We start from the raw sequence: 21,550 nt of genomic DNA, 5'->3' as shown, positions 1-21,550 counted from the left end.
GCCCCGTTCCTCCCCCAATAGTTGGAACACCTTCAAGGGCTTTCTGGGTTTCCCAGTTAAGCCTTTTTTTTTCCTGGATTTTTACCAACGGATCGTTTGCCTCATGCTCGCTCGCTGGTTACCTGCCGCCATCAACACCCGTCCTTCCGAATGGAGCCGTGCTGCCATTGGCATGTCCCTGGGCACGCTGTTCAGCGTCTGGCTGTGCGCCCAAGTGTTCGGCATGGAAGTGGCGCAACATTTGATCGGGCCGTTGGGCGCATCGGCGGTGTTGCTGTTCGCGGTGTCCTCCGGCGCCCTCGCCCAGCCATGGTCGATTCTGGGCGGATACTTGAGTGCCGGCGTCGTTGCGCTGCTGGTCGCACATGTCCTCGGCCGAACCCTTGGCAGCGCCTGCCTGGCGGCGGGCATGGCGCTGATCCTGATGTGCTGGCTGCGTTGCCTGCACCCACCGGCCGGAGCGCTGGCGTTGCTGTTGGTGCTGGCCGATCCGGCAACCATCGCGCGGGACTGGAAAGCCCTCGGCGCGGTGATGCTCGCCGCATCGACCATGCTGCTCTGCGCGCTGGCCTATAACAACCTGACGCGCATTCGCTACCCCAAGCGCGCCGCCGAACCGGTGCCCATGGTGCCGGCGGATCATCCGCCGATCGACAGCCAGGCCATCACCGCCCAGGACTTGAAACTGGCATTGGCGGATATGGAGGCGTTCTTCGATGTCACCCCGGAAGACCTGGAACAACTGATTCATATCAGTGAGTTACACGCCAAACGTCGCAGTATTAGTGAAGTGCTGCGTCATAGTTCCTGACGGCACACCTCCCTGCTCGCGAAGACGCCCTGCCCGTCAACCTCAATGTTGAATCACACAACGCCTTCGCGAGCAGGCTCGCTCTCACAGGCCCATGCAAATATGCAGAAAGCACCTGCATATATCCCGGTTGTACATCATAAATTTGCACTGGTACGATCCGGGATCGCTCGCGCGCGAGCTTCTCTATAAAGAACAATAAAAGCAGGGAGTTAGTGATGACTGCTCAGGTTTCATCGAAAGAGACTTCGTTCATGGATGCCACGCAAAACGAAGTGCTGGCTGAGGTCCGCAACCACATCGGTCACCTGATCCTCAATCGCCCCGCCGGTCTCAACGCCATTACCCTGAACATGGTCCGCCACCTGCAGCGCCAGCTCGACGCCTGGGCGCAGGATCCGCAGGTTCACGCGGTGGTCTTGCGCGGTGCCGGCGAGAAAGCGTTCTGTGCCGGCGGCGATATTCGCTCGCTGTATGACAGTTTCAAAAGCGGCGACACGTTGCACGAAGACTTCTTCGTCGAGGAATACGCCCTCGACCTCGCCATTCATCACTACTGCAAACCGGTGCTGGCCCTGATGGACGGTTTTGTCCTCGGCGGCGGTATGGGCCTGGTGCAAGGCGCTGACTTGCGGGTGGTTACCGAGAAAAGCCGTCTGGCGATGCCGGAAGTGGCCATCGGTTATTTCCCGGACGTCGGTGGCAGTCATTTCTTGCCACGGATTCCCGGTGAGCTGGGGATTTATCTGGGCGTCAGCGGCGTGCAAATCCGCGCAGCCGATGCGCTCTATTGCGGCTTGGCAGACTGGTTTCTGGAAAGCGAAAAACTCGGCGCCCTCGACGAGCAACTCGACCAGCTCGAATGGCGCGACACGCCGCTCAAGGACCTGCAAGGGCTGCTGGCGAAACTCGCGGTGCAACAACTGCCCGATGCGCCACTGGAAGCGCTGCGCCCGGCCATCGATCACTTCTTCGCCCTGCCCGATGTGCCGAGTATTGTTGAGCAACTGCGTGAAGTGACGGTCGCCGACAGCCATGAATGGGCCATGACCACCGCCGACCTGCTGGAGAGCCGTTCGCCGCTGGCGATGGGCGTGACCCTGGAAATGCTGCGCCGTGGTCGGCACTTGAGCCTCGAAGACTGTTTCGCCCTTGAGCTGCACCTGGACCGTCAGTGGTTCGCGCGCGGCGACCTGATCGAAGGCGTGCGCGCCTTGCTGATCGATAAAGACAAGCAACCACGCTGGAATCCGCCAACCTTGCAGGCGCTGGACGCCGAGCACGTCGCGAGTTTCTTCAGCGGTTTTGACCAGAGCGGGAACTGAGCCATGCACGATATCGAATTGAGCGAAGAGCAAGTCATGATCCGCGACATGGCCCGGGACTTTGCCCGCGGCGAAATCGCGCCCCATGCGCAAGCCTGGGAAAAGGCCGGCTGGATCGATGACGGTCTGGTGGCGAAGATGGGTGAACTCGGCCTGCTGGGCATGGTGGTGCCGGAAGAATGGGGCGGCACCTATGTCGACTACGTCGCCTACGCCCTGGCGGTAGAAGAGATTTCGGCCGGCGACGGCGCCACGGGCGCATTGATGAGCATCCACAATTCCGTGGGCTGCGGCCCGGTGCTCAACTACGGCACCGAAGAACAGAAACAAACCTGGTTGCCGGATCTGGCCAGCGGCCAGGCGATCGGCTGCTTCTGCCTGACCGAGCCGCAAGCCGGCTCCGAAGCGCACAACCTGCGCACCCGCGCCGAACTGCGCGACGGCCAATGGGTGATCAACGGCGCCAAGCAATTCGTCAGCAATGGCAAGCGGGCAAAACTGGCGATTGTGTTTGCCGTGACCGATCCGGACCTGGGCAAGCGCGGCATCTCGGCGTTCCTGGTGCCGACCGATACCGCCGGTTTCATCGTCGACCGCACCGAACACAAAATGGGCATTCGGGCCTCCGACACCTGCGCGGTGACTTTGAGCAACTGCACGATTCCCGAAGCCAATCTGCTGGGTGATCGCGGTAAAGGGCTGGCCATCGCCCTGTCCAACCTCGAAGGCGGCCGCATCGGCATCGCTGCCCAGGCGCTGGGCATTGCCCGGGCAGCGTTCGAAGCCGCACTGGCGTATTCGCGGGATCGGGTGCAGTTCGACAAACCGATCATCGAGCACCAGAGCATCGCGAATATGCTCGCTGACATGCACACACGGCTAAACGCGGCGCGCTTGCTGATCCTGCATGCGGCTCGGCTGCGCAGTGCCGGCAAACCGTGCCTGTCCGAGGCTTCGCAGGCCAAGCTGTTTGCGTCGGAAATGGCCGAGAAAGTCTGCTCGTCGGCGATTCAGATTCATGGCGGGTACGGGTATCTGGAAGATTACCCGGTGGAGCGCTATTACCGGGATGCGCGGATTACGCAGATTTATGAAGGGTCGAGCGAGATACAGCGGATGGTGATTGCCCGGGAGTTGAAAAACTATCTGGTGTGAAGCTTGAAAGCTTCGCGGGCAAGCCTCGCTCCTACAGGTTATCGGTGTTCGCATGAACGACCCGTAACCCAGTAGGAGCGAGGCTTGCCCGCGAAGGCGTCGGTGAGGTCGCTACATCACTTACCCTGGAACTGCGCCTCACGCTTGGCAATGAACGCCGCCATCCCTTCCTTCTGATCCTGCGTCGCAAACGCCGCATGGAACACCCGGCGCTCAAAGCGCACGCCTTCCGACAGGCTCACTTCAAACGCGCGGTTGACGCTTTCCTTGATCATCATCGCGATCGGCAACGACTTCTTGGCGATCAACGCGGCGACTTTCAGCGCTTCTTCCAGCAGTTCATCCGCCGGCACGATCCGCGCGACGATCCCGCAGCGCTCGGCTTCTACCGCATCAATCAAACGTCCGCTCAGGCACATTTCCATGGCCTTGGCCTTGCCCACGGCGCGGGTCAGGCGCTGGGTGCCGCCCATACCCGGCAGCACGCCGAGGTTGATTTCCGGCTGGCCGAATTTCGCATTGTCGCCGGCAAGGATGAAATCGCACATCAGCGCCAGTTCACAGCCACCGCCCAGGGCGAAACCGTTGACCGCTGCAATGATCGGCTTGCGGCGGTTGGCCACGCGATCGCTGTCGCTGAACAGGTCGTCCAGATAGATCTGCGGGTAGGTTAGTTCGGCCATTTCCTTGATATCGGCGCCGGCGGCGAAGGCTTTTTTCGAGCCGGTCAGCACGATGCAGCCGATGTTCGAATCAGCTTCCAGGCCATCGAGGGCGTGGTTCAGTTCGCTGACGATCTGCGCATTCAACGCGTTCAGCGCCTGCGGACGGTTGAGGGTGATCAGGCCTACACGACCGTGGGTTTCCAGCAAAATCGTTTCGTAACTCACAATGGACTCCTTCTTAAAGATTGCGCGAAATAACCATGCGCTGAATATCGCTGGTGCCTTCGTAGATCTGGCAAACCCGCACGTCGCGGTAGATCCGCTCCAGCGGGAAGTCGTTCAGGTAACCGTAACCGCCGAGGGTTTGCAACGCCGAGGAGCAGACCTTCTCGGCCATTTCCGAGGCGAACAGCTTGGCCATGGACGCTTCGACCAGGGCCGGTTGACCGCTGTCCCGCAGTGCCGCTGCGTAATGCACCATCTGCCGGGCGACGGCGATTTGCGTCGCCATGTCTGCCAAGCGGAAGGCTACGGCTTGATGTTCGATGATCGGCTTGCCGAAACTCTCACGCTCACGGGCGTAGTCGCGGGCCGCTTCAAACGCGGCGCGGGCCATGCCCACCGATTGCGAAGCGATGCCGACGCGGCCGCCTTCAAGGTTGGCCAGGGCGATCCGGTAACCTTCGCCCTCCTCACCTAACCGGTTGGCCACCGGCACTTTGACGTCTTCGAAGAGAATCTGGCAGGTGTCGGAGGCGTGCTGACCGAGTTTGTCTTCGACCCGGGCGACTTTGTAGCCCGGCGAATCGGTCGGCACGATCAGCGCCGTGATGCCGCGCTTGCCGGCACTCGGGTCGGTCACGGCAAACACGATCACCACCCCGGCGTTCTGCCCGGACGTGATGAACTGCTTGCAGCCGTTGAGCACGTAGTGATCGCCTTCCAGGCGCGCACGGGTTTTCAGGCCGCTGGCGTCGGAACCGGCCTGCGGTTCGGTCAGGGCAAAGGCGCCGAGCATCGCGCCGCTGGCCAGTGGCTTGAGGAAGCGTTCTTTCTGATCGTCGTTGCCGTACTTGAGGATAGGTACGCAACCCACGGAGTTGTGCACGCTCATGATCGTCGAGCAGGCGCCGTCACCGGCGGCGATTTCTTCCAAAGCCATGGCGTAGGCCAGGTAACCGGTGTTGCAACCGCCCCACTCCTCCGGCACCAGCATGCCGAAGAAGCCCAGTTCGGCCATCTCACCGATGGCTTCCTTGGGGAAGCGGTGTTCGCGGTCCCACTCGGCGGCAAACGGTTTCAGCCGTTCCTGGGCGAATTGTCGGGCCATGTCGCGGATCTGTTGTTGGTCGTCATCGGGAATCATGGTGAATCCTTAAAAATTGAGCCTGACGCAGAACCTGTAGGAGCGAGCCTGCTCGCGAAGAGCCGTGTCAGTCGACATTAACGTTGAATGACACACCGCATTCTCGAGCAGGCTCGCTCCTACAGTGGGAATTGCGTCAACCTTAGTAAAGGCATTCCACAGCCATGGCCGTGGCTTCACCGCCGCCGATGCAGATCGCTGCAACGCCGCGTTTCAGGCCTTTCTGGCGCAGGGCCGAGAGCAAGGTCACGAGAATCCGCGCGCCAGACGCACCAATCGGGTGGCCCAGGGCGCAGGCGCCGCCGTGCACGTTGATCTTCTCGTGGGGGATTTCCAGTTTGGTCATGGTCACCAGACTGACCACCGCGAATGCTTCGTTGACTTCGAACAGCTCGACGTCGTCCACGGACCAGCCGGTTTTCTTCAGCAGCTTCTTGATCGCGCCCACCGGTGCCACCGGGAACAGGCCCGGGGTATCGGCAAATGCAGCATGGCCGTGAATCACTGCCAGCGGTTTCAGACCTTGTTTCTGTGCTTCGGACCGGCGCATCAGCACCAGCGCCGCCGCACCGTCGGAAATCGAACTGGAGTTGGCCGCGGTCACCGTGCCGCCTTCGCGGAATGCCGGTTTCAGCGAAGTGATCTTGTCCAGCTTGGCTTTCGGTGGTTGTTCGTCGCTGCTGATCAGCACCTGCTCTTTTCCGACAGTCACGGTAATCGGCACGATCTCGTCCTTGAAGCTGCCGTCCTTGATCGCCTGCTGCGCGCGGGTGGTCGAGGCAATGGCGAACGCGTCCTGGGCTTCGCGGCTGAAACCGTTGGTTTCGGCGCAATCCTCGGCGAAGGTGCCCATCAGGCGGCCCTTGTCGTAGGCGTCTTCCAGACCGTCGAGGAACATGGAATCGAGCACGCGGCCATGGCCCATGCGGTAACCGCTGCGAGCGCGGTCCAGCAGGTACGGTGCGTTGGACATGCTTTCCATGCCGCCCGCGACGACCACGTCGGCGCTGCCGGCAACGAGCATGTCGTGGGCCAGAATCGCTGCTTCCATGCCCGAGCCGCACATCTTGTTCAGGGTGGTGCAGCGGGTCGATTTATCCAGCCCCGCGCCCAATGCAGCTTGCCGCGCCGGTGCCTGACCGAGCCCGGCGGGCAGTACGCAGCCAAACAGCACTTCTTCTACGGATTCAGGTTTGATACCCGCGCGTTCGACGGCAGCGCGGATCGCGGCAGCCCCCAGTTGCGGCGCGGTCAGGCTTTTCAGTTCGCCCTGGAAACCGCCCATCGGGGTGCGGACGGCGCTGACGATAACGATGGGATCGTTGGCAATAGTCATGACAAATCCTCCTTATTTAGCGGCCATGCGCAAGGCACCGTCGAGACGGATCACCTCGCCATTGAGCATGCTGTTTTCAATGATATGCCTGACCAGCGCGGCATACTCGCCCGGTTTGCCCAGACGTGGCGGAAATGGCACACCAGCCGCCAGGGACGCGCGGACTTCCGGGGTCATGCCGGCCATCATCGGGGTTTCAAAAATGCCGGGGGCGATGGTCATCACGCGGATGCCGAAGCGCGCCAGTTCACGGGCGGCGGGCAAGGTCAGGCTGACGATCGCGCCTTTGGACGCTGCATAAGCGGCCTGGCCGATCTGGCCATCGTAAGCCGCGGCTGAGGCGGTGTTGATGATCACGCCGCGTTCGCCGTCGGCATCCGCTTCGGCTTCGGCGATGGCCGCCGAAGCCAGGCGCAGCATATTGAAGCTGCCGATCAGGTTGACGTTGATCACCTGGCTGAAACTGGCCAGCGCGTGCGGGCCGGTCTTGCCGAGGATCTTCTCGCCACGCACGATGCCGGCGCAATTGACCAGACCGTTGAGACCGCCGAAGGCTTTCACCGTCGCCTGCACAGCGGCTTCGGCGGCGGTTTCGTCGCTGATGTCGGCCACTACGCTTTGCGCGCCGAGACGTTGCGCCTGGGCCGCGACCGCCTCGGCCTTCATGTCCACCAGCATCACTTTGGCGCCAGCCGCGACCAGCATTTCAGCGGTGGCCGCACCGAGGCCCGAGGCACCGCCGGTGACGAGAAAAACCTTGTTTTCGATCTGCATCATTGTGTCCTTGATTCAAGCTAAACGTTCTTCGCCGCAGCCTCTTGAGCCTTGGCGATTTCCTGGTTGCGCAAGATAAAGCGCTGCAATTTGCCGCTTGGGGTTTTCGGCAACTCGCTGACAAATTCGATTTCACGCGGGTACGAATGCGCGGCCAGACGCTTGCGCACGTGTTGGCGCAGTTCTTCGGCCAGCTCCGGCGTCGGGCGGTATTGCTCGCAAATCACGACGAAGGCTTTGACCAGTTCGGTGCGCTCCGGATCGGGTTTTCCGACGACGGCGGCTTCGATCACTGACGGGTGTTCGATCAATGCACTTTCCACATCGAACGGGCCGACGCGGTAGCCGGAAGTGGTGATCACGTCATCGCTGCGCCCGACGAAGCTGATGCTGCCGTCCGGGTTCCACTCGACGGTGTCGCCGCTCAGGTAGTAGTTGCCAACGAAGGCCTTGGTTGGCGCGCCTTCGTAACCGGCGAACCAGCACATCGGCGACTGGGTACGGTCGATGGCGAGGATGCCGGGCTGGCCGACGCCGAGTTCCTTGTATTCGTCGTCGAGCACCACGATGCGGTGGCCCGGCGAGGCAAACCCGGCGGCGCCCATGTGGATCGGGTGCTCCAGGCCATGGTGATTGCACAGGACCATGCCCAGTTCGGTCTGGCCGTAATGGTCATGAATGACCACCCCGAGGTTGTCGGCGAACCAACGGATCACTTCCGGGTTCAGCGGCTCACCGGCGCTGCTGACAATGCGCAGTTTGCCCTTGATCGACTTGGCGAACTCGTCGCCACCGGCAATCAGCAAGCGATAGGCCGTCGGTGACCCGGTGAGGTTGGTGATCCCGTATTTATTGATCACCCGGCAGGTGCTTTCGAGGGTGAACGGGCCATCGTAAAAGGTGATCGGATGCCCCATCGCCATGGGACCGGTGACGCCGAAATAGATGCCGTAGGCCCAGCCCGGATCGGCGACGTTCCAGAACGCGTCTTCGGGGCGCAGGTCCACGGCGTCGCGGGTGTAGCTCTGGAAAGCGACAATGGCTTTGAGCGGCACCGACAGGGCTTTCGACGGGCCGGTGGTGCCCGAGGTGAACATCAGCAGGAACGGTTCTTCGCCGGTCAGCAACACCGGTTCGCACTCGGGGGAATAATTGGCCAGTTCGGCCCAGAAGCTGTAATCGCCACGGACGATGCCTTGGCCTTTCGCACCGCCAACGGTAACGATGGTCGGGCAGTCGGCGACTTCAATGAGTTTGGGGCGATTGACCGCATCGGTTACCACCACTTTGGCGCCGGAGCAGCTGAGTCGGTGTTCGATGGCTTTCGGGCCGAAGGCGGTAAACAACGGCTGATAGACCGCGCCGATGCGCCAGGTGGCGAAGACGGTGATCAGCAATTCGATATTACGTGGCAGCAGGCCGGCGACCTTGTCGCCTTTTTTCACGCCCTGGGCCAGAAGGAAGTTGGCAAAGCGCGCGGCTTTGTCCTGCAAGTCCTTGAAGGTGTACGTGGCGCTGGTGCCGTCGCGGCCTTCCCAGAACAGCGCAATACGCCCCGGCAAGGCATGCCGGTCGCAACACTCGACGCAGGCGTTTAGGGCAGTCAGATCACCCGCCAGGGCGGCGTCGACGGTGTGCTGATAATTGAACTGTGACGTGGCAGACAAGTAATCGCGCATTGCCAGAATCCCTGTGTATTTTTATTAGGTTGGGGGAACCGTAAAAACCACAGAAATACTCACCCCACGCGGGGCTCGGGGCAATGGTCAAAGCTATCAAGTTGTCTGACTGGTTTGGCCAAGGTAGCCAATGATCGTTCCCACGCTCTGCGCGGGAATGATCGGTATCTAGCTCGCTTCGTTGAGGATCAAACTCCGATAATGCCCCGGATTGGACCCCGACCACTTGCGAAACGCCTTGTAGAACGAACTCGCATCCGCAAACCCCAGCCGCGTGGCGATCTCGGCAAAGCTGATACTCGGCTCAGCCAGCCAGACAATGGCCAATTCCTTGCGCACGCTGTCCTTGAGCCCTTGATAGGTCTGCCCTTCCTCCGCCAGGCGCCGGCGCAAGGTCGAGGCCGACATGCACAGTTGCTGCGCCAGAGGCTCGGTCTCCGGCCACTGATCGGCGGGCAACTGGCGTAGATCATGCTTGATCCGGCTCGCCAGGCTCTCCGGGTCGCGGTACTTGACCAGAATATTCGCTGGCGCATGGGCCAGGAAGCGCTTGAGTTCTTCCGGGCTGCGCTTGATCGGCAGGTCCAGGCAATCCGCCGAGAAAATCATCCGCGTGCGGGGCCGGTCGAATCGCAGGTTCTCGGAGAACATCACCTGATAGTCATCGCAGAAATCCGGCGCCGGGCAGCGTAATTCAATGGCCAGAATCGGTATCCGTCGCCCCGCCAGCCAACAGGCAACGCCGTGCACGATCATCCAGTAGGTGAAATAGGTAAAGGCCCGGCGCGGGTCCAGCTCATCTTCCAGCAACACGATCTCTGCCAGGCTTTGCTGACGAACCAGCTGCGCCGGCATGCGTTCGAGCATCAACGACAGGAAACTCAGGCCTGAGGTCAGGCCGGCTGCCAGGCTCGGCTGGATCATCGAGCTGCGGCAGAGAAACTCAAGGCTGCCGGATTTGAGCTTGCGCGGGTCCATGCCAAAAAATTCATCGTCCCCGCGCCGGGCCAGCAAGCGCCAAAGCCGTGCATACGCCGTCGCCGGAACGCGGGCATCACTGGTTTGCAGCAGCTGCGGATCAATGCCGACCTTGTTCAATACCTCGTCGGGGGCGGCTCCGGGGGCGCAGCTTTGCAACAGGGCTTCACGCACCAGTTGGATGGCGATGGTGTCTTTTTCCGACATTGAGCGAGGTGGGCCTTGATCTTGTTTGAGTGCCGGCATCTTAGCGCACAGCGACCCAATCCTGTAGGAGCGAGCGGTGCGGCGATCCGACTTGCCCGCGAAGCAGGCGACTCGGTCTTGCCCTGATACCGAGTAATCGTTCTTCGCGGGCAAGCCTCGCTCCTACAAGGGGGGGGATGTGATCTTTAGAGTTGTTCAGGTTAGGTTCAGGTAAATGCTAATGAATGCCATTTGAGAACATGTGTCATCATGTTACAACTTAGCACCCTATCTAATCCTGAGTCGGTGCTGAATGCTTGTTCCTTTTCTGATCATGCTGCGCGAAGGTATTGAAGCCGCGTTGATCGTTGGCATCATCGCCAGCTACCTCAAGCAGACCGGCCGTGGCCAGTGGATGCCCGCCGTTTGGATCGGCGTTTTCCTTGCCGTTGCGCTGGCCTTGCTGGTGGGCGGTGGACTGGAGCTGGTGAGCGCCGAATTCCCGCAGAAACAACAGGAGTTGTTTGAAGGTGTGGTCGGCCTGGTGGCTGTCGGCATTCTCAGCTCCATGGTCTTCTGGATGCGCAAAGTGGCGCGTTCGATCAAGCACTCGCTGCACGTCTCCCTCGACCACGCGCTGACCGGCTCCAAACACCAGGTCACGGCACTGATCGCCATGGTGTTTTTCGCCGTGGCCCGGGAAGGCCTGGAGACGGTGTTCTTCCTGCTCGCAGTGTTCCAGCAGAGCGAAGGCCCGGCGGCACCGATCGGCGCCCTCCTCGGCCTGATCCTGGCGATCATCGTCGGCTTCCTGATCTACACCGGCAGCATGCGCCTGAACCTCGGCGCGTTCTTCCGCTGGACCGGCTTGTTCATCCTGGTGGTGGCGGCGGGCATTCTCGCCAACTCGGTGCAGGCGCTGCATGAAGCCGGAGTCTGGAATCACCTGCAAACCGTGCTCTTGGACTTCAGTGCGACGCTGCCGATGGACGGCCCGGTGGGATCGGTGCTGGCCGGCATGTTTGGTTACCAGGACGCGCCGACGGTCAGCACCCTCGGGGCCTATCTGATTTACCTGGCAGTGGCGCTGGTGATGTTCTTCATCCCAGCCCCGGCACCCGCTGAACAACCTTCTTCCGTTTCCAGCCAATAAGGGCACCCATGCCAAATCAAGCCCCTCCCCAGGCCTCGCCTCCCCGCGCCTTGCGCTGGGCGGTGGCCGGTTCGGTGATCGTGATGATCGCCGCCGGCGGCCTGTTCTACTACGCCTCGAAAATGGCGGCGGCCAAGCGCCAGGTTAACCATGACGAAGTGCTGGTGACCATTCACCCGCACAGCTGCGAGCCGAATGCGCTGTCCGTTCCGGCGGGTCGCGCCAGCTTCCGCATCGTCAATCGCTCGGATCGGGCGGTGGAATGGGAGATCCTTGACGGCGTGCTGGTGGTCGAAGAGCGGGAAAACATCGCGCCGGGCCTGAGCCAGGTGATCAATGCCAACCTGCTACCCGGCGACTATGCGATCACCTGCGGATTGCTGAGCAACCCGCGAGGCACCTTGCACGTGACTCCGACTGCCGCCTCCGACGCAGCCGCCAAGGCCAAGCCGTCGATGGTCGCCTTCGTAGGGCCGTTGTCGGAATTCCGTGTGTACCTGAGCAGTCAAAGCAGCGCGCTGATCAAAGCCGTCGCCGCCCTTGAGCAAGCAATCGCCGCTGGCGACCTGAGCCAGGCACAAGCGCTGTATGTGCCCGCCCGCGCCGCTTATCAACGGATCGCCCCCGCCGCCCAGCGTCTGGCTGAACTGGACAACGCCATCAATGCCCGCGCCGATTACTTCGAGAAACGCGAACAGGATCCAGCCTTCAGCGGTTTCCACCGCATCGAGTACGCGCTGTTCCAGCAACGCAACCTCGACGGTCTGGCACCGGTTGCCCAGCGCTTGAACAGCGACGTCGCCACGCTCAAACAGCAACTGCTCGCGCAATCGCTGCCACCGGAGCAGTTGGTGAGCATTGTCGTGCGCAATCTGCACAGCCTCGCCGATGTGCGTGCCAGCAGCGGTGAAGAAGAACGCTACAGCCACACCGACCTGAACGGTTTTGCCGCCAACCTATTTGCTGCGCGCAAAGTCGTCGACCTTTTGCGCCCGTTGCTGACCACGTCCGCCGTCGAGTTGCTGCCGAAGATCGACAGCGCGATCACCGCCCTCGATGCCGAACTCAATGGGTTGAAGGTCCAGGACGGCTACGCGAGCTACGACACGGTGAGTGCCGCGCAGCGTAAACAGATCGCCGACAAGGCCAAGGCGCTGGCCGACGCACTCGATGGAATCGATCCCGCCCTCGGCCTTTCCGGCCTTTAAACAGAAGACTCAAAACCGATGAACGATTCAGAACACTTCAACCTCCAGCGTCGCCGGGTATTGATGGGCATGGGCGCTGCGGGTGTTGCGCTGGCAGGCTCCGCACTGAGCTGCCCGGCGATGGCCGCAAGCCCCGCGCAAGTCACCGAAGCGCCAAGCAGCGACAAGACCGAAGACCGCCACGCGTTCCATGGCAAGCACCAGACCGGCATCGTCACTCCGCGCCCGGCGTCCGGCATGCTGGTGTCGTTTGATGTGTTGGCCAGTGATCGCGAGGACCTGGAACGGTTGTTCCGCACCCTCAACGAGCGCATCGCGTTCCTGATGCAGGGCGGACCGGTGGCGCAAGTCGATCCGAAACTGCCGCCGGTGGATTCGGGCATCCTCGGCCCGGTGGTCACGCCGGACAACCTGACCATCACCGTATCGGTGGGCGAGTCGCTGTTCGACGAGCGCTTCGGCCTGGCCGCGGCCAAGCCCAAACGGTTGAGCCGCATGGTCGGTTTTCCTAACGATGCTCTGGACGCCGATTGCTGCCACGGCGACCTGAGTCTGCAGTTTTGCGCCAACACCACCGACACCAACATCCACGCCCTGCGCGACATTGTGAAAAACCTGCCGGACCTGCTGCTGGTGCGCTGGAAACAGGAAGGCAGCGTGCCGCCCCAGGCGCCGACGAAACCCGGTGTGCCGGCGCAGAGCGCACGCAATTTCCTCGGTTTTCGCGACGGCTCGGCGAACCCGGACTCCAACGATGCCAAGTCCATGGACAGCATCGTCTGGGTGCAACCGGGCAGCGACGAACCGGCGTGGGCCGCCAATGGCAGCTATCAGGCGGTGCGGATCATCCGCAACTTCGTCGAGCGCTGGGACCGCACGCCCTTGCAGGAACAGGAAAGCATTCTCGGACGCATAAAAGCCACCGGCGCGCCCATGGGCGGCGCCCATGAAACTGAAGTTCCGGACTACGCCAAGGACCCGCAAGGCAAACTGACCAAACTCGACGCGCATATCCGCCTGGCCAACCCGCGCACTGCTGCGACCCAGGCCAACCTGATCCTGCGCCGGCCGTTCAACTACTCCAACGGCGTGAACAAGAACGGCCAGTTGGACATGGGTTTGTTGTTCATCTGCTACCAGGCCGATCTGGACAAAGGTTTTATCACCGTGCAGACCCGACTCAACGGCGAGCCGCTGGAGGAATACCTCAAGCCGGTCGGCGGCGGTTACTTCTTCACCCTGCCGGGTGTGACGGGCGACCAGGACTTCATCGGTCGCTCGCTGCTTGACGCTGCCTCACCCAAAACAAACACCTGAACAACCCCCATACGGAACCGTCCCATGAAAAAGTCGCCCCTCGCGTTATTGCTGACCCTAGGCTTGCTCAATACCCCGCTGTCGGCTTTCGCGGCGACGGCGCCGCTGGAGTTGGTGCAGCCGATTTCGGATTACAAAATCTATGTCACCGAGCAACTGGATGAGCTGGCCAGCCACACACAGCAGTTCACCGATGCAGTGAAAAAAGGCGACTTGGCCACCGCCAGGAAACTGTACGCACCGACCCGGGTTTTCTACGAATCGATCGAGCCGATTGCCGAGCTGTTCAGCGACCTCGATGCGTCCATCGACTCACGCGTTGATGACCACGAAAAAGGCGTGAAGGCCGAAAATTTCACCGGTTTCCACCGCATTGAATATTCGCTGTTCTCGCAAAACAGCACCCAGGGTCTCGATGAACTGGCCGATGGCTTGAACAAAGACGTCAAAGACCTGCAAACCCGCGTCGCCAGCCTGACCTTCCCGCCCGAGAAAGTGGTGGGCGGCGCCGCTGCCTTGCTTGAAGAAGTGGCGGCCACCAAGATCTCCGGTGAAGAAGACCGCTACAGCCACACTGACCTGTATGACTTCCAGGGCAACATCAACGGCGCGAAGAAAATCGTCGACCTGTTCCGTCCGCAGATCGAAAAGCAGGACGCGGCGTTTATTGCCAAGGTCGACAAGAACTTTGCCAGCGTGAACAAGATTCTGGCGAAGTACAAAACCGGGGATGGTGGGTTCGAGACGTATGACAAGGTGAAAGAGAACGACCGCAAGGCGTTGGTTGGGCCGGTGAATACGTTGGCTGAAGACCTTTCCACATTGCGTGGGAAATTGGGTTTGAACTGATTTTTTGTAGCGTTTTGGCGGGCCTTTTCGCGGCCAAGCCTCGCTCCTGCAGCGAGGCTTGCCCGCGAAGGCATTATCACGCTCACCGATATTCCTCCTGCCTTGCACATAACCCGCGCTAACATCCCCCGCCAATAATAAAAGCTCACGGAAGACTCACCATGACCACCCCTGCCTTCGACCTGCGCCCACTCATGGTCGCCAACATGGCCTGTTCCATGTCGATGATGGCGTTCGTCTCCCTGATCGGACCTATCGCCCGGGTATTGGGCCTGGCCACCTGGCAGGCCGGCGCGGCGGTGACGGTGTCCGGGGTGATCTGGATGTTGCTCGCCCGCCCCTGGGGCCGGGCCAGTGATCGCTATGGCCGGCGACGGATTCTGTTGATCGCCACAGCCGGCTTCACCCTCGCCTACTGGGCCTTGTGCCTGTTCATCGATGCCTCGTTGCGTTTTCTGCCGTCGGCGCTGTTGGGGTTTATCGGGTTGATGATCGGACGCGGCCTGATCGGCGTGTTCTATGCCGCGATTCCGGTGGGCGGCAACGCGCTGATCGCCGACAACATCGAGCCGCAACACCGCGCCAAAGCCATGGCGGCCCTGGGCGCGGCCAACGCCTGCGGGCTGGTGATCGGCCCGGCGATTGCGGCGTTGTTGTCGCGCTTCAGTCTGAGCCTGCCGTTCTATGCCATGGCGATCCTGCCGTTACTGGCGTTTGTGGTGCTGCACTACAAACTCAAGGGTCAGGAACTGCACCTGCGGCAAGCGCCGCGCAAGGTTCATCTGAACGATCCACGACTGCGTCGCCCAATGGCCGTCGCGTTTGTGGCGATGCTCTGTGTGTCGATTGCGCAGATCACCGTCGGCTTCTTCGCCCTCGACCGACTCGGCATGAACCCGGCCGATGCCGCGCAAACCGCGGGCATCGCCTTGACCATGGTCGGTTTCGCGCTGATCTGTTCGCAACTGCTGGTGCGCCGGCTTGAATGGCCGCCGCTGCGGCTCATCCGCGCGGGCGCACTGGTGGCGGCCGTGGGCTTTGCCGGCAGCATCCTGGCGGATGCTGCGTGGGGTTTATGGCTGTGCTTTTTCGTGTCGGCGGGCGGGATGGGGCTGATCTTTCCGTCGTTCGCCGCACTGGCGGCCAACGCGGTCGACGCCTCGGAACAAGGCGCCACCGCCGGCTCCATTGGTGCCGCGCAAGGCTTTGGCGTGGTCATCGGACCGCTGGCGGCGACGTTGATCTACGACGTCGATCCGCGCCTCCCCTACCTGTTTGCCGCTGCGCTGTTGCTGCTGGTGGCGTTGTGGCCACAGACGCGGCAGCACTGAGGGTTACAAAATCCGATAGAGCAACCGCTCGATCCGCACCCGACTGACACGCTTGAGGAACTTGGCCACCGCCGCCGGGTATTCCAGCAGCGTTTCCAGATCCTGATATCGCTGGATGCGCGTGGTGTTGTGGAAAATCTCGCCCAGTTCTTTACTGCGCGGCTCCAGCAATTCGCCTTTCGGGTCATCGATCAGCAACGCGTTCTCAAGGTCGAGGCGGAACGCCCGTGGGTTGAGGTTATTACCGGTCAGCAAGGTGTAGCGCTTGTCGATCCACATGCCCTTGAGGTGATAGGTGTTGTCGCCGTCCTTCCACAAATGCAGGTTCAGCTTGCCGCTGTCGATGCTGTGTTGATGGCGTTTGGCAAAGCGCCGCAGGCTGATCTCGTAAAGATACGGCAGCGCGGCGATCACCTTGAACGGCTCGCTCGGCGGGATGAAGAAGTCGTTGGCGGTCTTGTCGCCGACCACGATATCGATTTTCACGCCGCGCCCCAGGGCCCGGTTGATTTCCCGGGTCACCGCCAATGGCAGGTTGAAATACGGTGTGCAGATGGTCAACTGATGCTGAGCGCTGGCGATCAACTCGCAAATCACTCGGCTCAACGGGTTGTTCTTGCCCACACCGAGCAGCGGACTCACCGACAAACCGCCCTTCGCCGTACTGCCGGCCGTGGTGTCGTACGCGGCGTGCTTGAGGCGGCTGCGCAAATCGCCAATGTCGTTGCGCAGGCTGCGGGTGGTCGGCAGGTTCGGCAGGTCGAGGCGATGCACCGCTTTGGAAGCGATCAGACCGTGCTGGATCAAGTGCTGCATGGAATCAGCCAGTGCGTGGTTCTGCAGCAGGTGATAACGGTCGTAGCGGTACTTGTCGAACTTGTGCAGGTAAACGTTGTTCAGGCTCGCGCCGCTGTAGATCACGCAGTCATCGATCACAAAGCCTTTCAAATGCAGCACGCCGAACAACTCGCGAGTCTGCACCGGCACGCCGTACACCGGCACAACACTTTCGTGGGTGCGCGTCGCTTCCTGGTACCAGGCCGAGTTGCCCGGCTGTTTGCCGGCACCGATCAAGCCGCGCTGAGCGCGCAGCCAGTCAACCACCACGACCACGTCCAGTTCCGGACGCTTCAGTTTGGCGGCGTGCAAGGCATCAAGGATTTCCTGGCCGGCCTCGTCCTGTTGCAAGTACAGCGCAACGATATAGATGCGTTGGGTGGCACTGGCGATTTTTTCCAGCAGGCAACGCCGGAACTCGGCAGCGCCGGAAAGAATGGTGACGGCATCGGCGGTCAGCGGAAAACTGCGCAGCTTAGGCAGCAGAGAGCGTTTGAAAAGCGACGGCATAGGGCTCGCAAAGGGTCAATTCCGAAGAGTCCGAGAGCTTACACCATGGATCCGCTTGGGTCTTCCCACGGCACCGATCGTTCCCGCGCTCTGCGTGGGAATGCCGCCATGGACGCTCTGCGTCCGCTTCGAAATGTGACGCGGAACGTCACGGGATGCATTCCCACGCAGAGCGCGGGAACGATCTTTCTAAAAATCTGTTGACCAAGGAGAACGATCGTTCTACTGTTCGCCACATGAACGAAATCACAAGCAACGACACACGCGACATCATTCTGGATGTCACCGAAAAGTTGATCTATAAAAGTGGCATCGCCGCCACCGGCATGGATCTTCTGGTAAAGACCGCCGGCGTCTCCAGAAAAAGTATCTACCGCTACTTCGCCAACAAGGAGGAGCTGACCGTCGCCGCCCTGCAACGCCGCGACGCGCGCTGGATGCACTGGTACAGAAGTGAAGTCGACCAGGCTGAAACCCCGGCCGACCGCCTGCTCAACCTGTTTACCGTGCTCAAGGCCTGGTTCGCCTCTGAAGGCTTCCGTGGCTGTGCGTTCATCAATACCAGTGGTGAAACCGGCGACCCGTCAGACCCGGTTCGCCTGGTCGCCAAAGACCACAAACAAAAGCTGCTCGACTACGTGTGCGAGCTCTGCACCGAACATGGCGCTAACGACCCGGAGACGCTGGCCAAACAGCTGCTGATCCTGATCGACGGCGCCATTACCGTAGCGCTTGTGATGGGTGATCACAGTGCCGCCGATAATGCGCAATGCATGGCGCGAAAGTTATTGGACCTGTAACACTTGAACCAAGCCTGACAACTTGCTCGAACTCTAACTTGAAAGGGAGACTATATATGTCTAACGCCGAAGTTCGTCCGCCATTGCCGCCGTTTACCCGTGAATCAGCCATTGAAAAAGTTCGCCTGGCCGAAGACGGCTGGAACTCCCGCGACCCGGAACGCGTGTCGCTGGCCTACACCCTGGACACCAAGTGGCGTAACCGCGCCGAGTTCGCCTACAACCGCGAAGAAGCCAAAGGTTTCCTGACCCGCAAGTGGGCCAAGGAACTGGATTATCGCCTGATCAAGGAACTCTGGGCCTTCACCGGCAACCGCATCGCCGTACGTTACGCCTATGAATGGCACGACGACTCGGGTAACTGGTTCCGTTCCTACGGCAACGAAAACTGGGAGTTCGATGAAAACGGTTTGATGGCCAACCGGTTTGCCTGCATCAACGACATGCCGATCAAGGAAAGCGACCGCAAGTTCCATTGGCCACTGGGACGTCGCCCGGATGATCATCCGAGCTTGTCCGACCTCGGTCTGTAACCGCTGATCCCCTGTAGGAACGAGGTTTGCCCGCGAAGGCGATGTAACAGGCCACTTATTTGTTGACTGTGAATCAGCCTTCGCGGGCAAGCCTCGCTCCTACGGGATTGTGGTCATCACAAAACGGGCGGACGACATAAATCCTGTAGGAGCGAGGCTTGCCCGCGAAAGGGCCAGACCAGTCGCCGCAAAGTCTGGATCTAGGTAAGATATCGGCCCTTCCCCGCAGCCCCTTGCTGCACCCCGCCGAATAAGCCGATTTCCATGCCTTTTGAACTCAGCGTTGACCTCACCACCCTGGCCATTCTGGCCATTGTCGCCTTCATTGCCGGTTTCATCGACGCCATCGCCGGCGGTGGCGGTCTGCTGACTACCCCGGCGCTGTTGACCGCCGGCCTGCCGCCACACCTGGTGCTGGGCACCAACAAGCTGAGTTCGACCTTCGGCTCCGCCACCGCCAGTTTTACCTTCTACCGCCGCAAGCTGTTCCATCCCCGGCAGTGGGTGCACGCCATCGTCGGTACGCTGGTCGGTGCGCTGACCGGCGCCGTGGTCGCGCATTACCTGCCCGCCGAATGGCTGAACAAAATGCTGCCGGTGATTGTGTTTGCCTGTGGCCTGTACCTGTTGTTCGGCGGCACGCCAAAAGCGCCGCTGGACAGCGACGCTCCGATCAAGAAAAAGTGGCAATCGACCCAAGGCTTCAGCCTCGGTTTCTACGACGGTGTGGCCGGTCCGGGAACCGGCGCGTTCTGGACTGTCAGCAGTCTGCTGATGTATCCCATCGACCTGGTGAAGGCCAGCGGCGTGGCGCGCAGCATGAACTTCGTCAGCAACATCGCGGCGCTGTCGGTGTTCGTGTTTTCCGGGCAGGTGGACTGGATCATCGGCCTGAGCATGGGCCTGTCGGTGATGGTCGGCGCGTTCTTCGGGGCTCGCACCGCCATCAGCGGCGGCGCGAAGTTCATTCGCCCGGTGTTCATCACCGTGGTGCTGGGCTTGACCGTGCGGCTAGCCTGGCAGCACTGGTTCAGCGTGACCTAAGCGCCGCGCCACGTAGACGTCGATGAGGTAACGGGCAATCGAGCGCGACGCCGGCAAGGGTGGCAACTCATGAACGTTGAACCACTGGGCGTCTTCAATCTCGTCTTCCTGACAGACAATCTCGCCACCGGCGTACTCGGCGTGAAAGCCGAGCATCATCGAATGCGGGAACGGCCAGCACTGGCTGCCCAGGTACTGGATGTTCTTGACCTCGATCTGCACCTCCTCGCGCACTTCGCGAATCAGGCAGTCCTCGGCTGACTCGCCCGGCTCGGCAAACCCCGCCAACGTGCTGTAGACCCCGGTCACGAAACGTGGCGAACGGGCCAACAGCACCTCGTCGCCCCGGGTCACCAGCACAATCATGCTCGGCGAGATGCGCGGGTAATAGCGTAAATCACACGGTTCGCAGTACATCGCACGCTCACGAGGAACTTGCGTCGCCGCCTGACCGCAATTGCCACAAAAGCGATGTTCGCGGTACCAGGTGCCGATCTGCGCGGCATAACCAAGCACCTTGTACACCGTGTGATCGCCATCGAGCATGAACGCCCGCAAGCCTTTCCAGTTGCAGCCCGGTACTTCGCTGTGACTGCGCAATTCCAGCAGGTAGACCGGTTCGCCATCCAGGTGACCGATGCCATGTTCGGCCAGGATCGACAGGTCCTGGCGTTTGAGCCATTCGCGGGGGAACAGCGCGCCATTGTCGTCGAACAGAAAGCCTTCGGGGCTGCGAGCCACGGCCCAGCCGCCAGGTTGATCGGTGTCCAGTACTGCGGTGGTCCAGCGTGAAGTCATTTTAATCAGTCCAGAAATTCGGGTTTCTGTTTGCTCATATGGGCAGCCATGGCCACCCGCAAATCGGTGGATTGCAACATGGCGGCGTTCCAGGTGGCAACGTATTCGAGGCCGTCGTCGATGCGGTGGTCGCGCATGTAGCTGATCATCTCTTTGGTGCCGGTAACCGCGATCGGCGACTTGCTGGCGATTTCCCGGGCAATGCCCATCACACCATCCAACAGGCTGGCCTGGTCGCTGTAAACGCGATTGACCAGGCCGATGTTGCGCGCTTCCTCGGCGCCAAAGGTGCGACCAGTGTAAGCCAGTTCACGCAGCATGCCGTCACCGATGATCCGCGGCAAACGTTGCAAAGTGCCAACGTCGGCGGCCATGCCGATGTCGATTTCCTTGATCGAAAATTGCGCGTCCTCGGCGGCGTAACGCATGTCGCACGCGGCAATCAGGTCGATGGCGCCGCCGAGGCAATAACCCTGAATCGCCGCCAGCACCGGCTTGCGGCAGTTATCGACGGCGTTGAACGACGCTTGCAGAGCGAGGATCTTGCGGCGCAGCAGACGTGCATTGCGGCCGACGTCCTTGCCCAGTTCATTGGCCACTCCGGCCAGCATCATCAGGTCGATGCCGGAGGAAAAGTGCTTGCCGGCGCCACTGAGTACAACAACCCGGGCTTCATCGGTGTCATCGATCCACTGGAAAATGTCGATGATCTCGCTCCAGAACGCGGCGTTCATCGAATTGATCTTTTCCGGGCGGTTGATCTGCACATGGGCGATTTTATCGGCCAGTTCGACGGTGAACGCGGTGTACTGAGACATGGCAGTGATCCTTTTACCGGGCAAAAATGAGGACCGGACTATAACAAGGCATTGCGTGGGGGAGTAAGGCAGTGGTT

At 61.0% G+C, this 21,550-nt stretch carries 20 protein-coding genes; 11 read left to right on the top strand and 9 right to left on the bottom strand.

What is annotated here, in order from left to right; translation table 11 throughout:
• Positions 1 to 103 precede the first annotated feature (103 nt).
• From HP062_RS04085 to HP062_RS04075, 3 genes are all read left to right on the top strand, one after another.
• Positions 104 to 811, top strand: coding sequence for an HPP family protein (locus tag HP062_RS04085; RefSeq protein ID WP_172790867.1), 708 nt, complete (start codon positions 104 to 106; stop codon positions 809 to 811).
• 218 nt (positions 812 to 1,029) lie between these two features.
• A complete protein-coding gene (locus HP062_RS04080; protein WP_077748385.1) occupies positions 1,030 to 2,136 on the top strand; it encodes an enoyl-CoA hydratase/isomerase family protein in 1,107 nt (368 codons plus the stop codon).
• A gap of 3 nt (positions 2,137 to 2,139) precedes the next feature.
• Complete coding sequence (locus HP062_RS04075; RefSeq protein WP_077748384.1) at positions 2,140 to 3,291, top strand: acyl-CoA dehydrogenase family protein; 1,152 nt, start codon at positions 2,140 to 2,142, stop codon at positions 3,289 to 3,291.
• Between the two features lie 116 nt (positions 3,292 to 3,407).
• Here HP062_RS04075 and HP062_RS04070 read toward each other — a convergent pair whose 3' ends face one another.
• From HP062_RS04070 to HP062_RS04045, 6 genes are all read right to left on the bottom strand, one after another.
• A complete protein-coding gene (locus HP062_RS04070; protein WP_077748383.1) occupies positions 3,408 to 4,181 on the bottom strand; it encodes an enoyl-CoA hydratase in 774 nt (257 codons plus the stop codon).
• 13 nt (positions 4,182 to 4,194) lie between these two features.
• Entirely contained in the window at positions 4,195 to 5,322 is a 1,128-nt protein-coding gene (locus tag HP062_RS04065; protein WP_102593773.1) for an acyl-CoA dehydrogenase, read from the bottom strand.
• 142 nt (positions 5,323 to 5,464) lie between these two features.
• Positions 5,465 to 6,658 carry an acetyl-CoA C-acyltransferase gene (locus HP062_RS04060; RefSeq protein WP_172790866.1) on the bottom strand — a complete coding sequence of 398 codons (1,194 nt, stop codon included), beginning with the start codon at positions 6,656 to 6,658 and terminating at the stop codon, positions 5,465 to 5,467.
• A 12-nt stretch (positions 6,659 to 6,670) separates the two neighbouring features.
• Positions 6,671 to 7,432 (bottom strand): SDR family NAD(P)-dependent oxidoreductase, encoded by a 762-nt coding sequence (locus tag HP062_RS04055; RefSeq protein ID WP_172790865.1) that lies wholly within the window; start codon positions 7,430 to 7,432, stop codon positions 6,671 to 6,673.
• 20 nt (positions 7,433 to 7,452) lie between these two features.
• The gene (locus HP062_RS04050) at positions 7,453 to 9,111 is read right to left on the bottom strand and encodes an AMP-binding protein (RefSeq protein WP_169857793.1); all 1,659 of its coding nucleotides are present in this window, start codon (positions 9,109 to 9,111) and stop codon (positions 7,453 to 7,455) included.
• A 168-nt stretch (positions 9,112 to 9,279) separates the two neighbouring features.
• Positions 9,280 to 10,296, bottom strand: coding sequence for an AraC family transcriptional regulator (locus HP062_RS04045; RefSeq protein WP_172790864.1), 1,017 nt, complete (start codon positions 10,294 to 10,296; stop codon positions 9,280 to 9,282).
• A gap of 292 nt (positions 10,297 to 10,588) precedes the next feature.
• On the opposite strand from HP062_RS04045, the gene efeU reads away from it, so the two are divergent.
• From efeU to HP062_RS04020, 5 genes are all read left to right on the top strand, one after another.
• The gene (gene efeU / locus HP062_RS04040; RefSeq protein ID WP_010460022.1) at positions 10,589 to 11,428 is read left to right on the top strand and encodes an iron uptake transporter permease EfeU; all 840 of its coding nucleotides are present in this window, start codon (positions 10,589 to 10,591) and stop codon (positions 11,426 to 11,428) included.
• A gap of 8 nt (positions 11,429 to 11,436) precedes the next feature.
• Positions 11,437 to 12,636 (top strand): iron uptake system protein EfeO, encoded by a 1,200-nt coding sequence (gene efeO, locus HP062_RS04035; RefSeq protein ID WP_172790863.1) that lies wholly within the window; start codon positions 11,437 to 11,439, stop codon positions 12,634 to 12,636.
• An 18-nt stretch (positions 12,637 to 12,654) separates the two neighbouring features.
• Positions 12,655 to 13,953, top strand: a complete 1,299-nt coding sequence (efeB, locus tag HP062_RS04030; protein WP_010460019.1) for an iron uptake transporter deferrochelatase/peroxidase subunit — start codon at positions 12,655 to 12,657, stop codon at positions 13,951 to 13,953.
• A 24-nt stretch (positions 13,954 to 13,977) separates the two neighbouring features.
• Positions 13,978 to 14,802 (top strand): iron uptake system protein EfeO, encoded by an 825-nt coding sequence (gene efeO / locus HP062_RS04025; RefSeq protein WP_172790862.1) that lies wholly within the window; start codon positions 13,978 to 13,980, stop codon positions 14,800 to 14,802.
• A gap of 161 nt (positions 14,803 to 14,963) precedes the next feature.
• Positions 14,964 to 16,133, top strand: a complete 1,170-nt coding sequence (locus tag HP062_RS04020; protein WP_154504577.1) for an MFS transporter — start codon at positions 14,964 to 14,966, stop codon at positions 16,131 to 16,133.
• Between the two features lie 3 nt (positions 16,134 to 16,136).
• Here HP062_RS04020 and pssA read toward each other — a convergent pair whose 3' ends face one another.
• On the bottom strand, positions 16,137 to 17,480 hold the full coding sequence (pssA, locus tag HP062_RS04015) for a CDP-diacylglycerol--serine O-phosphatidyltransferase (protein WP_010460013.1): 1,344 nt from the start codon (positions 17,478 to 17,480) through the stop codon (positions 16,137 to 16,139).
• Between the two features lie 236 nt (positions 17,481 to 17,716).
• Here pssA and HP062_RS04010 point away from each other — a divergent pair, with 236 nt between their 5' ends.
• The 3 genes from HP062_RS04010 to HP062_RS04000 all read left to right on the top strand — a co-directional run bounded on the left by HP062_RS04010 (position 17,717) and on the right by HP062_RS04000 (position 19,857).
• On the top strand, positions 17,717 to 18,280 hold the full coding sequence (locus HP062_RS04010; protein ID WP_102593770.1) for a TetR/AcrR family transcriptional regulator: 564 nt from the start codon (positions 17,717 to 17,719) through the stop codon (positions 18,278 to 18,280).
• Positions 18,281 to 18,336: 56 nt separating this feature from the next.
• A complete protein-coding gene (locus HP062_RS04005) occupies positions 18,337 to 18,813 on the top strand; it encodes a nuclear transport factor 2 family protein (protein ID WP_010460010.1) in 477 nt (158 codons plus the stop codon).
• Between the two features lie 264 nt (positions 18,814 to 19,077).
• Entirely contained in the window at positions 19,078 to 19,857 is a 780-nt protein-coding gene (locus HP062_RS04000) for a TSUP family transporter (RefSeq protein WP_010460008.1), read from the top strand.
• On the opposite strand, the gene nudC is transcribed toward HP062_RS04000, so the two are convergent.
• Positions 19,825 to 20,655 (bottom strand): NAD(+) diphosphatase, encoded by an 831-nt coding sequence (gene nudC, locus HP062_RS03995; protein WP_010460006.1) that lies wholly within the window; start codon positions 20,653 to 20,655, stop codon positions 19,825 to 19,827. The two genes, HP062_RS04000 and nudC, sit on opposite strands and share 33 nt — an antisense overlap.
• Positions 20,656 to 20,660: 5 nt before the next feature.
• Entirely contained in the window at positions 20,661 to 21,473 is an 813-nt protein-coding gene (locus tag HP062_RS03990) for a crotonase/enoyl-CoA hydratase family protein (RefSeq protein WP_010460005.1), read from the bottom strand.
• Positions 21,474 to 21,550: the final 77 nt, after the last annotated feature.

It is taken from the genome of Pseudomonas sp. B14-6 (assembly GCF_013260315.1).
Lineage (GTDB): Bacteria > Pseudomonadota > Gammaproteobacteria > Pseudomonadales > Pseudomonadaceae > Aquipseudomonas > Aquipseudomonas mandelii.
Note: the sequence above shows the minus strand (reverse complement) of the source record. Positions and strands in the feature narration are given on the sequence as shown.

Coding starts and splice junctions, on each gene's coding strand:
- HP062_RS04085 (WP_172790867.1), top strand. CDS start 104: ATGCTCGCTCGCTGGTTACCTGCCGCCATCAACACCCGTCCTTCCGAA.
- HP062_RS04080 (WP_077748385.1), top strand. CDS start 1,030: ATGACTGCTCAGGTTTCATCGAAAGAGACTTCGTTCATGGATGCCACG.
- HP062_RS04075 (WP_077748384.1), top strand. CDS start 2,140: ATGCACGATATCGAATTGAGCGAAGAGCAAGTCATGATCCGCGACATG.
- HP062_RS04065 (WP_102593773.1), bottom strand. CDS start 5,322: ATGATTCCCGATGACGACCAACAACAGATCCGCGACATGGCCCGACAA.
- HP062_RS04060 (WP_172790866.1), bottom strand. CDS start 6,658: ATGACTATTGCCAACGATCCCATCGTTATCGTCAGCGCCGTCCGCACC.
- HP062_RS04055 (WP_172790865.1), bottom strand. CDS start 7,432: ATGCAGATCGAAAACAAGGTTTTTCTCGTCACCGGCGGTGCCTCGGGC.
- HP062_RS04050 (WP_169857793.1), bottom strand. CDS start 9,111: ATGCGCGATTACTTGTCTGCCACGTCACAGTTCAATTATCAGCACACC.
- HP062_RS04045 (WP_172790864.1), bottom strand. CDS start 10,296: ATGTCGGAAAAAGACACCATCGCCATCCAACTGGTGCGTGAAGCCCTG.
- efeU (WP_010460022.1), top strand. CDS start 10,589: ATGCTTGTTCCTTTTCTGATCATGCTGCGCGAAGGTATTGAAGCCGCG.
- efeO (WP_172790863.1), top strand. CDS start 11,437: ATGCCAAATCAAGCCCCTCCCCAGGCCTCGCCTCCCCGCGCCTTGCGC.
- efeB (WP_010460019.1), top strand. CDS start 12,655: ATGAACGATTCAGAACACTTCAACCTCCAGCGTCGCCGGGTATTGATG.
- efeO (WP_172790862.1), top strand. CDS start 13,978: ATGAAAAAGTCGCCCCTCGCGTTATTGCTGACCCTAGGCTTGCTCAAT.
- HP062_RS04020 (WP_154504577.1), top strand. CDS start 14,964: ATGACCACCCCTGCCTTCGACCTGCGCCCACTCATGGTCGCCAACATG.
- pssA (WP_010460013.1), bottom strand. CDS start 17,480: ATGCCGTCGCTTTTCAAACGCTCTCTGCTGCCTAAGCTGCGCAGTTTT.
- HP062_RS04010 (WP_102593770.1), top strand. CDS start 17,717: ATGAACGAAATCACAAGCAACGACACACGCGACATCATTCTGGATGTC.
- HP062_RS04005 (WP_010460010.1), top strand. CDS start 18,337: ATGTCTAACGCCGAAGTTCGTCCGCCATTGCCGCCGTTTACCCGTGAA.
- HP062_RS04000 (WP_010460008.1), top strand. CDS start 19,078: ATGCCTTTTGAACTCAGCGTTGACCTCACCACCCTGGCCATTCTGGCC.
- nudC (WP_010460006.1), bottom strand. CDS start 20,655: ATGACTTCACGCTGGACCACCGCAGTACTGGACACCGATCAACCTGGC.
- HP062_RS03990 (WP_010460005.1), bottom strand. CDS start 21,473: ATGTCTCAGTACACCGCGTTCACCGTCGAACTGGCCGATAAAATCGCC.